At 51.1% G+C, this 13,216-nt stretch carries 12 protein-coding genes; 8 read left to right on the top strand and 4 right to left on the bottom strand.

The window, feature by feature from the left end; translation table 11 throughout:
- Nucleotides 1–14: 14 nt before the first annotated feature.
- A complete protein-coding gene (gene smpB / locus U2W12_RS12065; protein ID WP_326500936.1) occupies nt 15–500 on the bottom strand; it encodes an SsrA-binding protein SmpB in 486 nt (161 codons plus the stop codon).
- 98 nt (nt 501–598) lie between these two features.
- On the opposite strand from smpB, the gene U2W12_RS12060 reads away from it, so the two are divergent.
- Genes U2W12_RS12060 through U2W12_RS12050 form a run of 3 tightly spaced genes read left to right on the top strand, consistent with a single transcriptional unit; the run spans nt 599 to nt 2,686 of the window.
- The gene (locus U2W12_RS12060; protein WP_326500935.1) at nt 599–1,960 is read left to right on the top strand and encodes a sodium-dependent transporter; all 1,362 of its coding nucleotides are present in this window, start codon (nt 599–601) and stop codon (nt 1,958–1,960) included.
- A 2-nt stretch (nt 1,961–1,962) separates the two neighbouring features.
- Complete coding sequence (locus tag U2W12_RS12055) at nt 1,963–2,394, top strand: type II toxin-antitoxin system RatA family toxin (protein ID WP_326500934.1); 432 nt, start codon at nt 1,963–1,965, stop codon at nt 2,392–2,394.
- Entirely contained in the window at nt 2,387–2,686 is a 300-nt protein-coding gene (locus U2W12_RS12050) for an RnfH family protein (RefSeq protein ID WP_326500933.1), read from the top strand. The genes U2W12_RS12055 and U2W12_RS12050 overlap by 8 nt, the downstream gene beginning before the upstream one ends.
- Before the next feature lie 100 nt (nt 2,687–2,786).
- On the opposite strand, the gene U2W12_RS12045 is transcribed toward U2W12_RS12050, so the two are convergent.
- On the bottom strand, nt 2,787–3,599 hold the full coding sequence (locus tag U2W12_RS12045) for a TOBE domain-containing protein (protein WP_326500932.1): 813 nt from the start codon (nt 3,597–3,599) through the stop codon (nt 2,787–2,789).
- A 196-nt stretch (nt 3,600–3,795) separates the two neighbouring features.
- Between U2W12_RS12045 and U2W12_RS12040 the strand changes: the two genes are divergently transcribed.
- From U2W12_RS12040 to msrA, 5 genes are all read left to right on the top strand, one after another.
- Nucleotides 3,796–5,304 (top strand): alginate export family protein, encoded by a 1,509-nt coding sequence (locus U2W12_RS12040; protein ID WP_326500931.1) that lies wholly within the window; start codon nt 3,796–3,798, stop codon nt 5,302–5,304.
- Between the two features lie 40 nt (nt 5,305–5,344).
- Nucleotides 5,345–6,112: a molybdate ABC transporter substrate-binding protein gene (modA, locus tag U2W12_RS12035; RefSeq protein ID WP_326500930.1), complete on the top strand. Its 768-nt coding sequence runs from the start codon at nt 5,345–5,347 to the stop codon at nt 6,110–6,112.
- 11 nt (nt 6,113–6,123) lie between these two features.
- A complete protein-coding gene (locus tag U2W12_RS12030; RefSeq protein WP_326500929.1) occupies nt 6,124–6,288 on the top strand; it encodes a hypothetical protein in 165 nt (54 codons plus the stop codon).
- A gap of 159 nt (nt 6,289–6,447) precedes the next feature.
- Nucleotides 6,448–7,365 carry a LysR family transcriptional regulator gene (locus U2W12_RS12025; RefSeq protein WP_326500928.1) on the top strand — a complete coding sequence of 306 codons (918 nt, stop codon included), beginning with the start codon at nt 6,448–6,450 and terminating at the stop codon, nt 7,363–7,365.
- A gap of 168 nt (nt 7,366–7,533) precedes the next feature.
- Nucleotides 7,534–8,520, top strand: a complete 987-nt coding sequence (msrA, locus tag U2W12_RS12020; RefSeq protein WP_326500927.1) for a peptide-methionine (S)-S-oxide reductase MsrA — start codon at nt 7,534–7,536, stop codon at nt 8,518–8,520.
- An 84-nt stretch (nt 8,521–8,604) separates the two neighbouring features.
- On the opposite strand, the gene U2W12_RS12015 is transcribed toward msrA, so the two are convergent.
- Together U2W12_RS12015 and U2W12_RS12010 are read right to left on the bottom strand one after the other, a co-directional pair.
- Nucleotides 8,605–10,047, bottom strand: coding sequence for a TolC family protein (locus U2W12_RS12015; RefSeq protein ID WP_326500926.1), 1,443 nt, complete (start codon nt 10,045–10,047; stop codon nt 8,605–8,607).
- Nucleotides 10,028–13,210: an efflux RND transporter permease subunit gene (locus U2W12_RS12010; RefSeq protein WP_326500925.1), complete on the bottom strand. Its 3,183-nt coding sequence runs from the start codon at nt 13,208–13,210 to the stop codon at nt 10,028–10,030. Before U2W12_RS12010 ends, U2W12_RS12015 begins: the two co-directional genes overlap by 20 nt.
- Between the last annotated feature and the right edge of the window lie 6 nt (nt 13,211–13,216).

Raw genomic sequence — 13,216 nt, 5'->3', positions numbered from 1 at the left:
ATTACGGCTGCTTCTCAACCGTGTTTCAGGATGCGGCCTTTTTCGCGCTGCCAATCGCGGTCTTTCGAACTCGCGCGTTTGTCGTGCAATTGCTTGCCTTTAGCGAGGCCGATTTCGAGCTTGGCCCGGCCATGCTTCCAATACATCGAAAGCGGCACGATCGTGTAGCCTTTGCGTTCGACCGAACCGATCAGTTTGTTCAGTTCATGACGGTTCAGCAGCAGTTTTTTCGCGCGCACCGCTTCGGGCTTGACATGCGTGGACGCGGACAACAGCGGCGAGATGTGCGCGCCGGCCAACCAGGCTTCGCCGCGCCTGAAGGTCACATAACTTTCCTTCAGTTGCACTCTGCCGTCGCGCAGGCTCTTGACTTCCCAGCCTTCCAGCACGATTCCCGCTTCATAACGCTCTTCGATAAAATATTCGTGCGTCGCCTGCCGGTTGACCGCGATTGTGGTATTTTGCTGATTCTTGTTTTTTTTGGATTTCTTATCGGCCATGATGGGCGAATTGTAATTTTTCAACTGACGTAAAACAATAATTTTGCTATTTTACTCGATTAAATTCGATCCCGTGCTATTTAAAACAGGTGCCCCCAATGACGATTGCGAAAAAAACGATTCATGGAGAATGGTCATCACGCTTGGCTTTCATTCTCGCGGCCACCGGCTCCGCGGTCGGCCTCGGCAATATCTGGAAATTTCCGTATATCACCGGCGCGAACGGCGGTGGCGCCTTCGTGCTGGTTTATCTGTTGTGTGTCGCGCTGATCGGCATTCCGCTGATGATGGCCGAAACGATGCTCGGCCGGCGCACCCGGCAGAACCCGATCGACACGATGGAAATTTTGACCGAGGAAGCCGGCGCGGACAAGAACTGGCATTATCTGGGCTGGATGGGCGTCGCGGCGGGCTTGCTGATCCTATCCTATTACAGCGTGATCGCGGGCTGGTCCGCCGCCTACGTGCTGAAAGCATTCACCGGCAGCTTCTTCGGCGCCGATGCCGCAGTGGCCAAAGTCATTTTCGACGACTTCGTCTCGAATCCCTTACGCTTGACCTTCTGGCATTCGTTGTTCATGACCGCCACATTGCTGATCGTGGTGCGCGGTGTGAACAACGGCCTCGAGCAGGCCGTGCGCTATCTGATGCCGAGCCTGTTCGGCCTGATGGTTTTACTGCTCGGCTATGCGATGTCCACCAGCGGTTATTTCGAGGGCTTCAACTTCCTCTTTAAACCGGATTTCAGCAAGCTGACCAGCGATTCGGTGCTGACTGCAATGGGTCAGGCATTTTTTACACTCAGCCTCGGCATGGGGTCGGTGATGATCTATGGCTCCTATTTAGCGTCTGATGTTTCGATCGCAAAGACATCGGTCATCATCGCGGCTGCGGACACCTTCGTCGCGTTGCTCGCCGGCCTGATCATTTTTCCTCTCGTATTCACGCACGGCCTGCATCCCGATTCCGGCCCCGGCCTGATCTTCAAGACGCTGCCGATCGCCTTCGGTTCGATGACCGGCGGCTGGTTTTTCGGCATCCTGTTTTTTATTGTGCTGGCGATTGCCGCGTTGACATCGTCGATCGCACTGATCGAGCCGGCGGTCGCCTGGCTGGTCGAAAGCCGCGGCTACAGCCGCGAGAAAGCCTGCGTGCAGGCGGGCCTGGTCGCCTGGGTGTTGGGCCTCGGCACCGTTTTTTCGTTCAATATCTGGTCCGAAATCAAATTTTTCGACCGGACTTTTTTCGACTTGCTCGATTATCTGACCTCCAACTTAATGCTGCCGATCGGCGGCTTCTGCATCGCGGTGTTTTCCGGTTGGATAATGCACCATCGGCATAGCGAACAGGAACTGAGTCTCGGCCATACCCTCTGGTTCAAGGCGTGGATGCTGCTGGTCCGTTATGTCGCGCCGTTAGCGGTGTTTCTGGTGTTCCTGCATGTGGTCGGAGTGCTGTAAACATGACCCTTGTACAAAAAAGCGCCCTTGTCAAATTTTCCGCCCGGCAAATGTTCGATCTGGTCAACGACATCGAGTCTTATCCGAAATTCTTGCCCTGGTGCTCGGGCAGCCGGATCTTGAAGCGCGAGGGCGATATCGTCGAGGCTGAATTGATAATAGCCAAGGGTGGCTTCAAGAAAGCGTTTTCTACTCGAAACCAAATCGATCCCGGCGGCAAGATCATAGTTTCATTGCTTGAAGGTCCCTTCACCTACCTCGAAGGCGTCTGGAATTTCATGCCGCTGCGCGAGGACGCCAGCAAAATTTCGCTCGATCTGGAGTTCGAAATGCCCAGCATGCTGGCCAGCCTGGCTTTCGGCACCGTATTCAATCAAGTCTGCAACACGATGGTTGCCTCGTTTACCGAGCGGGCCAAGGTGGTTTATGGTTGAAGCCAATGACCCTTCCGGCGTTTTGATCGTAGAAGTCGTTTACGCGACAAGCAGCGTGCAGGCCTTGGTCACATTGAAAATGCCCCCCGGCGCAACAGTACGGGAGGCGATCGAAGCTTCGGGTTTTTTGCAAAATTTTGCGGACATCGATTTGGCGGTCAATTCGGTCGGCATTTTCGGTAAGGTGTGCAGTCTCGATCAAACGCTCAGGCCGGCCGACAGGATCGAAATTTACCGGCCTTTACTGCATGATCCGAAGGAAGCGAGAAGACAGCGGGCAGTGAAAAAATAGGACGCACACCTCCCATGCTGTTACCGCGAAAGGCTTCGTCAAATCTGGCTTTAACGGTAAAAATAAGAAAGGCGTCTGTCTCCACCCCAGTCTTCTTTCATTACGATCTAATGCCTAAAATCGGCGCATTGGCTTTGAATACCGCCCAAACCGGCATGCCTGGCGCAAGCGCCAGATTTTGTAGGCTTTGCTGGGTCACCATGGCGGCTAGAATTTCGCCTCCGGGAAGTAAAATGATGACTTCGGAATCCGCAAGGTCTTGCTGAATACGCATCACTGTTCCGAACAGAACGTTACGGGCCGAAACCCGCTGATGGCCTGTCTCGATCGACAACATGATGTCGGCGCTGTTAATCATCAGCACCGCGTCGGCGCCGACGCCAAAAGCCAGATCGTCAAGCGACTCAGCGCCCACAGAAACGAAGATCTGCTCCCCGCCTTTCAGCCGCACGGTAATTTGCGCATCCACCTCCGCCTCCGCCCGGTCGATGGCTGTCACGCTGCCGAAAAGCTGGTTTCGCGTGCTCGTTTTAACGACCAAACGCTGCAGAAGAAGTATTGTATCGGGGTCATCCGTCAGGCTGCGATTCAGTTCGGCGATAAATGCCTTATGTTGCTGCTCCAGGCGGGTAAATAACGCCAGCAAAGCACGTCCGGCAGGAGTTAAGGAGGTCCCTCCCCCTTTGCTGCCGCCTATCGCCGTGGTTAGCAAGGTTTGCGGCGAACCGTTATTGGCTCTTTCCAACATTTGCCAGGCGCCTTTATAGCTCAAACCCATTTGTTTGGCGGCTTGATTGATCGAACCGTTTTGCTCTATCGCCTTCAGCAACTCGATCATCCGGTTATCCAGCATCCCGGCAAGCCGCAATTCGCCTTTTATCCATTTTGGGGATTCGTTGTCATTCGGTTTCATTGGCATATCATCTGAAAAAATATGGATCGCACATTATTTCCTAAAGGGGAATAATGTGCCGAAAATTCGTTATGTATAAAAATACATAGCGATATATAATACTACCTTCTCAACCGCTAACTGGTTGGGAAAAATACCCTTTTTGAAATCGGCTACCATAGAAACGGCGTTTGACGCTCACAAAAGGCAAGTATCCATGAGTCCCCAAAACACACTTGTTATCGATTCCCGTGTTGCCCACACAATCGGCCTGATCATCGTCTCCGCCGGACTGCAAGCTTATACCGGTTCCGCCGATGCGGAAGAAAAGAAAAGTTACACGCAACCGCCGTTTACCTCTTTTTCGAGCCAAATGCCCGATGCCCTGCTGGGTTCCTACAAATACAAGAAACCGGTCTGGAATCTGCATGATGCGTTGGACTTGCCCGAATGGCTGTCGGTGTCGCTCGATCAGCGCACCCGCTATGAGACGATGGATGGCAGTTTCCGCAAGGGCAGCCAAGGCGGTGATCAACAGATTCCGTTACAGACCGACCTGTGGCTAGAAGCGCATCTCAGACAATGGCGCGTTGGCGGCGAATTTTTGGATGCGCGGCAATTCGCCTCCGACAAAGGCTCCCAGATCAACAACACCCAAGTCGATGAGGCAGATTTCATTCAAGGTTATCTGGCCTGGGCCGATCAGAACGTGATGCATAGCGGACTGGGCGTCGAGGCGATTGCCGGCCGACAAACCCTGAATTTCGGTAGCCGCCGTCTAGTCGCCAGAAACAATTTCCGGAATACGATCAACAGTTTCGACGGCTTCCGGCTGAGAGTCCTCGACTACAACCATTGGCAATTCAACGCCTTTGTGAGCAAGCCGGTCGGACGCTACCCGAACGATTCCAATCAACTGCTCGATCACTTCCACAGCTTCGACGAACCCGAAAAACAAACCTGGTTTTCCGGAGGTTTCCTGGAAGTATATGATCTGCCCGGAAGTATCAACGCCGAATTGTACTTGTATCACCTCGACGAAGGCGACCGTAATAACCGCAGTCCGACACGGAATCGCCGCTATTTCACACCGGGCTTCAGATTTTACATCAAGCCCGCGAAAGGGGAATTCGATTTCCAAAACGAGACCATCGGCCAGTGGGGCACGGTGCGGGCGACCACCGCCGCCAGCGACAACAAGACTCTTGACCATTCGGCGTGGTATCAGCATCTCGATGTAGGTTACACCTTTGCGATACCGTGGTCCCCGCGTTTCGCGCTCGAATACGACTATGCCAGTGGCGATCACAACCCGAATGACAACAAAGATCAACGCTTCGATACGCTATTCGGCGCTCGCCGCTTCGACTTCGGTCCCACCGGTATTTACGGCGCCTTTGCCCGCAGTAATATCAACACGCCGGGCGTCCGGATCGGATTTTCCCCGCGCCCGGATGTGCAGGCATTCATCAGCCATCGTTTTTTTTGGCTTGCCGAGAATAAGGATGCCTGGACGGCGGCGGGACTGCAGGACAAAACGGGCAAGAGTGGCAGTTTCATCGGACAGCAACTGGAACTGTCGGCGCGTTATGACTTCAACAGCAGTTTGAATTTCGAAACCGGCTGGGCGCATCTTTTCAAGGGCACATTCGCCAAAAACGCCCCTGGCGCACCGGCCGGCAAGGATGTCGATTATTTCTATGTGCAAAGCCTGTTCCGGTTTTGAATCGTTGCGGCAGCCCTTTTATTGAATCAGGAGCATTCTTATGTTTTATCAATGGTTTTATCGGTTAGCGATCATCTTAGCCACGCTAACCGCCATCTGTCCCCCGGCCTTCGCCGAAACGACGCTGGTTGCGGTCGCCTCCAACTTCACCCAACCGATGACAGAGATCGCTGAAGCCTTCGAAAAAGCGACCGGGCACAGCGCCAAACTGTCATTCGGCTCTTCCGGCAAATTCGTCGCACAAATCGAGAACGGCGCGCCGTTCGAAGTGTTTCTGTCCGCCGATGCCGAAAAACCGGCGCAACTGGAAAAGGCCAAGCTGGCCGTGCCAGGCAGCCGCTTCACCTATGCGATCGGCAAGCTGGTGTTATGGTCGGCCAAACCCGGGCTTATCGACGATCAGGGCGCCATCCTGGACAGCGGCGGTTTCAAGCATCTGGCGCTTGCCGATCCGAAACTGGCTCCTTACGGCGAGGCGGCGGTGGAGGTTTTGAAAAATAAGGGACTGCTCGAAAAACTCCAGCCGTTGTTCGTACTCGGCGAAAACATTTCGCAAACCCATCAATTCATCTCGACCGGCAATGCCGAATTGGGTTTCATCGCCTTGTCGCAGGTGATTAAAGGCGGCAAGATCGCCGAGGGTTCGGCATGGGGCGTGCCCCAATCGCTGCATACGCCGATCCGCCAGGATGCGGTGCTGCTGAATAAAGGCGAGGATAATCCAGCAGCCCCCGCGTTGCTGCAGTTTATAAAATCCGCCGAAGCGCGGGCGATCATTCAGAAATACGGTTACAGCCTGGCCGATTGATTTTCTAATCGATGTTCAGCAATAACGATATTTCGGCGCCTTGCCTGATCTTCCAGGCCGCCCACCTGCTCGGGTTTTATCTTTTGGCGCTGCTCGGTCCCAACAGGCCGATCGGCGGCCTGACGGCCGAACTTGGCCTAAGTCCCCTGCCCTTTACATTTCGCGCCCCCGATTGAAGCTGCGCGGCGGTGTAGTACAAGCGTTCGCCGCCAGTGATTTCGATGCCGGCCGATGGCCAGGCCGGGAAAGATCTTGTTCGAAATCGAACTCACGCTCAAAAATACCTAACCGGCTTTCGGCAATAACCGTAATAGTCTCAATGGCCATCCCCCGACATGTTTATCCGTCAAATTCATTATCTTCTCGCTCTCGCCAAAACCCGGCATTTCGGCCGTGCGGCTGAAATCAGCCATGTTTCCCAGCCCGCCTTGTCCACTGCGATCCAACATCTTGAGGAAGAACTGGGCATCACCATCATACAACGCGGACAACGATTTCAAGGTTTCACCGAAGAAGGGGAGAGAGTTTTGCAATGGGCGCGTATTTTGGCGAAAAACTGGGAAGGCATGCGCCAAGCCGCCGCGCAATACAGTCAACAACTCACCGGTGTTCTCAGGATCGGCGCAATACCCACCACGCTGGCCGTGACGCCGCTTTTTACCGTCCCCTGCCAGTCCGAATATCCCGGCATCGCCATCCATCTGGTTTCGCTTTGTGCCGAGGAACTGATACGCCAACTCGACAGCTTCGATCTGGACTTGGGCTTAACCTATCTGGACGATGACAGGCTCAAAGGATTCAAGACGTTACCGCTCTACCGCGAACGCTATGTGCTGCTGGCCCGTAATCCCGACCCCTGCTTGATGAAAGACAATCTGGGCTGGAGCGATGTCGCCGGGTTTCCGTTGTGTTTGCTGACGCAGAACATGCAAAATCGCCGTCTGATCGACGCCGCCTTTCGCGAAGCCAATATCGCCCCCACGGTCATGCTGGAAACCGATTCCATCTTTGCTTTATACGCGCATGTGCGCAGCGCCGGCTTTTACAGTGTGGTGCCTCACAGTCTGTTAAGCCAGTTTGAATTGCATCGGGAAGTCACCGCGCTACCGCTGACGCCCGAGCTGTCAAGGGAAGTGGGTTTGATCGTTCGCCGTCAGGATTTATTGTCGCCTATACAGGATGCCGCCTGGAACATAGCCCAGCGGTTGAATTTACAACAGCGATTCGATTCATTGATCGCGGTGAGTGAGTAACCCAGACTCGGCGGATAAATAATTTTTATGGGCAAGTAACAAGTGCCGGTGTAAAGCTATCTATTCGAATATTTGGAGTTAAGACGCTTATAATGCAACCAAATTTTAAAACGGGGTGGTTTTATGAATATACGGCATCGTGCATTTTGGTCTTTATTCATGATAGGCATGTTAGCGGTTGCTGTCGGGACATCGCTGATCTCGCCACGGTTGGCGGGATACAGTGCCAATTCTTCGTTGAACAAAGCGGCTGTGGGTCCCCATACCCCTTATATCGTCTTGGGAATGGGGTGTTTTTGGGGGGCGGAAAAACGCATGCAAGCCTTGGCGGGCGTATTGAATGTCGAGGCCGGCTATGCCGGCGGCGATATTCCTCAGCCAAGCTACCAAACGCTTCACGACACCGAAGCCTCCATACAAGAAGGCAAAGCCGTCAAAAACCATGCGGAAGTCGTTAAAGTCTATTACGATCCCAAGCAAGCTACCCTTGAGCGCGTTCTGATCCAGTTTTGGGAAAACCACAACCCTACGCAGGGTAATCGCCAAGGCAATGACATCGGCAGTAATTATCGAAGCGCGGTGTTTTATCGTACCGACGAAGAACGGCGATTGGCGGAGAAAACGCGCGCCATCTATCAAGCCAACTTGCAGGCGGCGGGTATCGCCAAGCCCATCACCACTGAAATTGCCCCGCTAAAAAATTATGCGGCCGCCGAAGACTACCATCAAGATTATTTGGAGAAAAATCCGCTGGGCTATTGCGGTCTGGGCGGGACCGGCGTCGCTTATCTCGATCCCCACCTGCCGGCCCACGGCGAAAAAGACCATCAACCGCAGGTTGCGGCTAACTCCCTCGACGCCGAACCGACTTGGCAACAAATCAAACTGAATGCAGAGGAACAATTGATCGCGTTTGAAGCGATTGACTGCGGCTATTGCCGGCAATTCGACAAAGAGGTGTTGTCGACCTGGAAAAATCCGATTCCGATCGTATCGACTAATTTAACCGAGCCGCCGAGCGGCTGGACGCTGAGTCAGGAATTATTGGCCACCCCAACCATCGTGCTGTTTAGAAACCGGCAGGAAGTCGCGCGCTATACTGGCTATCAGGGTGCACAAAAGTTCTGGGAATGGTTAGGTTCGGTATCCATTTGACTAAGATCTCGGTCGCTCAACGTCATGTTCTATGGCTTTTCATTTTTTGGCTTAAATTGCCACTTTTTGGGAGGGGGTAAACGATTACTGCCAACCTCCACCAAGGGATTTATAAAGATCCACCATTGCGATAATTTGCTTTTGTTTCGTTTCGATTAGCTCTTTTTTGGCTTCCAAGGCATCCCTTTGAGTTAATAAGACATCCAAATAGTCTGTACGAGCAGATTTGAATAGCTGGTTAGCCACATCTATCGATTGGACAAGTGAGTCCACTTGCTTTTTCCTAAGGTGATAGTTTTTATCAAGATTATCTATGTTTGAAAGTTGATTTGCTACTTCAGTGTAGGCGTTGATAATGCTTTGCTCATACTCATAAGCCGCCTCAATCTGTTTAGCATTAGAGTTTTTATATTCTGCTATGATGGCATTCTTATTGACCAGTGGAGCCACTAATTCTCCAGCGATCATGGCAGCTAAAGACTCTGGCGTATTTATCAGATATTTAAGAGCAAAAGCATCAAACCCTACCCCAGCTTTTATGCCAAAGGATGGATAGAAATTAGCTCTTGCCACCTCTATATTTAATTTCGCTGCCGATAGTTCAAGCTCCGCTTTCCTAATATCAGGTCTGTTTTGTAGCAAATGCGATGGAATACCTGCCTTAATAAATTTTGGTTTGATATCCATAAAACCAGTTGAGGCTCGCTGGATAGGCTGTGGCGTTCTTCCTAACAGAAAGTTGATTCTATTTTCAGTCACCGTAATCTGTTGCAGTATTTCATATTTTTTGCTTTGATTTTTTGCCACTTCCGCTTCGTAACGTTTGACCGCAAGTGTTGTGGTTCTTGCAAACAGCTGTAGCTGCTTTACCATCTCCAAACCATTCTGCTGGATAGCAATATTTTGCTTTATATTCTCAAGCTGATTGTCCAATGCAAGCAGTTCATAGTACGAATGTGCAACTTCAGCAACCAGATTGGTCACTAAAAAGTTTTTACCTTCTTTTGAAGCCATGTACTCCAGCACAGCCACCTGCTTCGCATTTCTCAACTTTTTCCAAATATCAATCTCCCATGTTGAAAATAGCCCGAATTGATAATCGCCTAAGAATGTAGGGAATGCCTGGCCTTGTGTTATTTGTAGATTGTTTTCAACAGCGCCATTTCGCGTAAAATCACCGGTTTTTTCTCCGCTTGCGCTACTACCAAAATTAACAAATGGCAGATACGCACCTTTACGTGCTTGAATCTCATTTTGCGCAACGCTAATACGCTGCATCATGATATTAACTTCTTTGTTATTAGCGACCGCTATGTCTATCAATCTTAATAAGTTCGAATCTTCAAAAAAATCCTTCCATTTTACTTTTGCCGTATTTTCCTGCTCCGAAAGGCCAGGTTTAAAGCTATCAGGAAGATGGGTATCTTCATTTTTGATTATTAATTCCGGAATACCGCAGGCCTGCAACATCAGCACCACCAGGCCTAACGTCATAAGATGAAAAATTTTAGTCATAATCGCTTTCATCGCCCGAACCGTAGTGATAAGTTTCTGTTAAAGGATCAAGCTCTTCGTTTTTAATTAAGGATTTTCCTTCTATCATTTTGGCAAAAATATAATAAAGTCCTGGAATAAGGATGACGCCGAACACAGTACCGAAAAGCATCCCGCCCAGGGAAGAAGTGCCGATCGTTCTATTACCGACAGCGCCAGCCCCCGTTGCCATCGCTAAGGGTATCAACCCGGCAATAAACGCAAAGGAGGTCATCAAAATCGGCCGAAAACGTGCTTTTGCGCCCTCAATTGCGGCTTCTTTAACCGACATGCCCTGGGCTTGTTTCTGCACCGCGAATTCCACGATCAATACCGCGTTTTTGCCGAGCAAACCTATTAGCATCACTAGCCCCAGTTGAGAATAGACATCGTTGGCCAAACCCAATGTTTTCAGCAGGAAGAAAGCGCCGAAAATACCGGGGGGCAGCGAAAATAAAACAATTAGCGGCAACAAAAAGCTTTCGTACTGTGCGGCCAGCACCAGATAGACAAACACGATAACGACCACGAAGATCTCTATCGCCTCGGTACCCCGGCGGGCTTCGTCAAACGTCAAGCCTTCCCAGGCAACATCAAATCCCTTCGGTAAAACTTCGGCGGCGACTTCCTGGATCGCCTTGATAGCCGCGCCGGTGGTATACCCGGCTGCAGGCTCGGCACGGATAGCGGCGGAATTGTAGAGGTTATAACGCGTGATCTCATTGGGGCCTTGCCGTTTTTTCATGGTCATGAAGGCTGAATAAGGCACCATCTCGCCCTTGTCGTTTTTCACGTAATACTTCAACACATCTTCGGGGAAGCGCCGGAACTCGGGCAGGGCTTGGGCGTAAACCTTAAAAAAGTTATTGAAACGAATAAAGCCCTGCTCGTAGGTGCTACCGATCATGATATCCAGGTTATTCATGGCGTTCTCGATGGTAACCCCTTTTTGCATGGCAAGTTTATTGTCGATGACCAGTTCGTATTGCGGATAATTGGCCGCATAAAAAGTAAATAATCCGGTCAACTCCTTGCGCTTGCGCATCGCATCCATGAAGTCATGGTTGATTTTGTCGAACTCGAAATAATCCGTGTCTATGGTCTTGTCCAATAAGCGAAATGCCAAGCCGGACGCCGCGCCGTAACCGGGGACGGCGGGGGGTTGGAAAAACTCAATGGTCGCACCGAAGTCGTGGGTTTTTTCCTCCAGTTCGTGGATCACTTCCAGAACGGAATGTTTACGCTGCGTCCAATCTTTCAGATTGATAATAACGGTGCCGGCGTTGGAACCTCGCCCTTCGGTGAGCACTTCATAGCCCGCCAAGGATGATACCGATTGCACTCCGTCAATTTTTTCGGCTATAACTTCCAGTTGCCGCGCCACTTTGTTGGTCACCTCGATGGTTGAACCGGGCGGCGTCTGAATGATCGCGTAAATCATGCCTTGGTCTTCACCCGGAATAAAACCTGAGGGCAAGGTTAGGCTGACTGTATAAATACCGAAACAAAAACCGCCCAAAATCAAAAACGTCAGGAATTGCCTCATAACGACGACATTGAGGACTTTAATATATCGCCCCGTGACCTTTTCAAAAACGGCGTTGAATGCATCGATAAAAATACTAATCGGTGTTTTCCGTTTTGGTTGTCCATGGGTGCTTTTAAGAATCATCGCACACAGAACGGGGGAAAGCGATAAAGCTACGATCGCTGAAATGACTATCGACGACGACATGGCGATAGCGAACTGCCGATAAAATACGCCGACCGGCCCTGACATGAACGCAATAGGAACGAACACCGACACCATGACCAGCGTGATCGCCACAATGGCGCCGCCGATTTCCCCCAACACTTTTTTGGAAGCTACATAGGGAGTGACATGTTCAGCCTCCATTTTCGCATGCACCGCTTCAACCACGACAATAGCGTCATCGACAACAATACCGATGGCCAACACCAGGGCAAACAGTGTGATGAGGTTGATCGAAAGCCCGAACACCGACATAACTGCGAATGCCCCGATCAGCGAAACTGGTACCGCAAGGACAGGGATCAAGGTGGAACGCCAGTCGCCCAGGAAAATAAAGACTACCAAGGAGACCAGCACGAATGCTTCAGCCAGGGTGTGCAGGACTTTTTCAATGGAAGCATCAACAAATCGCGATACATCGTAGTTGATTTCGTAGTCCATGCCTTCCGGAAAAGTTTTTTTCAACTCTTTTAATTTTTCCTTCACGTCCTCAATAACCTTGCTGGCATTAGTGCCGTAGTTTTGCTTAAGCACGATGGACGCGGAAGGGAACGAATCCTTATCCGAGTAAATATTATAAAACTCGCTGTTCAGATCGACCTTGGCAATGTCTTTAATGCGTAAGATCTCGCCATTCGGTTTAGCCCGGATAATAATGTCGCCATATTCTTCCGGCTTGCTGAAACGTCCTTTATAGACCAGTACATATTCCTTGGACTGGGCGGCCATGCCTGTGCTTTGGCCCAGCCGGCCCGGCCGACCGATAATGCTTTGATTCCCGATGGCATCCATCACCTCGTCTATCGAAACGCTATAGGCCCGCATCCGGTCCGGATTCAGCCAAATCCGCATCGCATATTGGCGGGCGCCCAATATTGTTGCTTGGGCGATGCCAAAGATGCGTTGAATTTCCGGAAGAACATTGACGTAGGCATAATTAAATAAAAGTTTCTGGTCGGCGTTTTTGTCTTTGCTGTAGAGATTGACATACATAAGCATGCTGGGCTGGACGAAGTTCACGATCACGCCTTCCAACTGCACCAGTTTTGGCAGTCTGCTCATCATTTGGTCCACGCGTGTCTTCACGTTAACCATCGCAATATTGGGATCAACGCCCAAGTTGAAATACACTTGAATGGTTGATTCGCCGGCGCTGGTCGCATCCGAGGTGATATATTTCATGCCGGGAACGCCGTTGATGGCGCGTTCGATCATAATCAGGGACGATTTCACCAATACATCGGCGCTGGCGCCGGGAAACGATAAGTTGACAGTCACCCGCGGCGGCGCGATATCCGGAAACTGGGCAATGGGCATGGATCGAATCGCCAACATGCCCATAAACAGAAACACGAGCGATAACACGATCGCCATCACAGGTCTTTTGATAAAGATATTAAACATGATTAA

The sequence above is a fragment of the Methylomicrobium sp. Wu6 genome (genome assembly GCF_035916875.1).
GTDB lineage: Bacteria > Pseudomonadota > Gammaproteobacteria > Methylococcales > Methylomonadaceae > Methylomicrobium.
The sequence above is the reverse complement of the archived record's forward strand: the minus strand, read 5'-3'. Positions and strand labels throughout refer to the sequence as shown.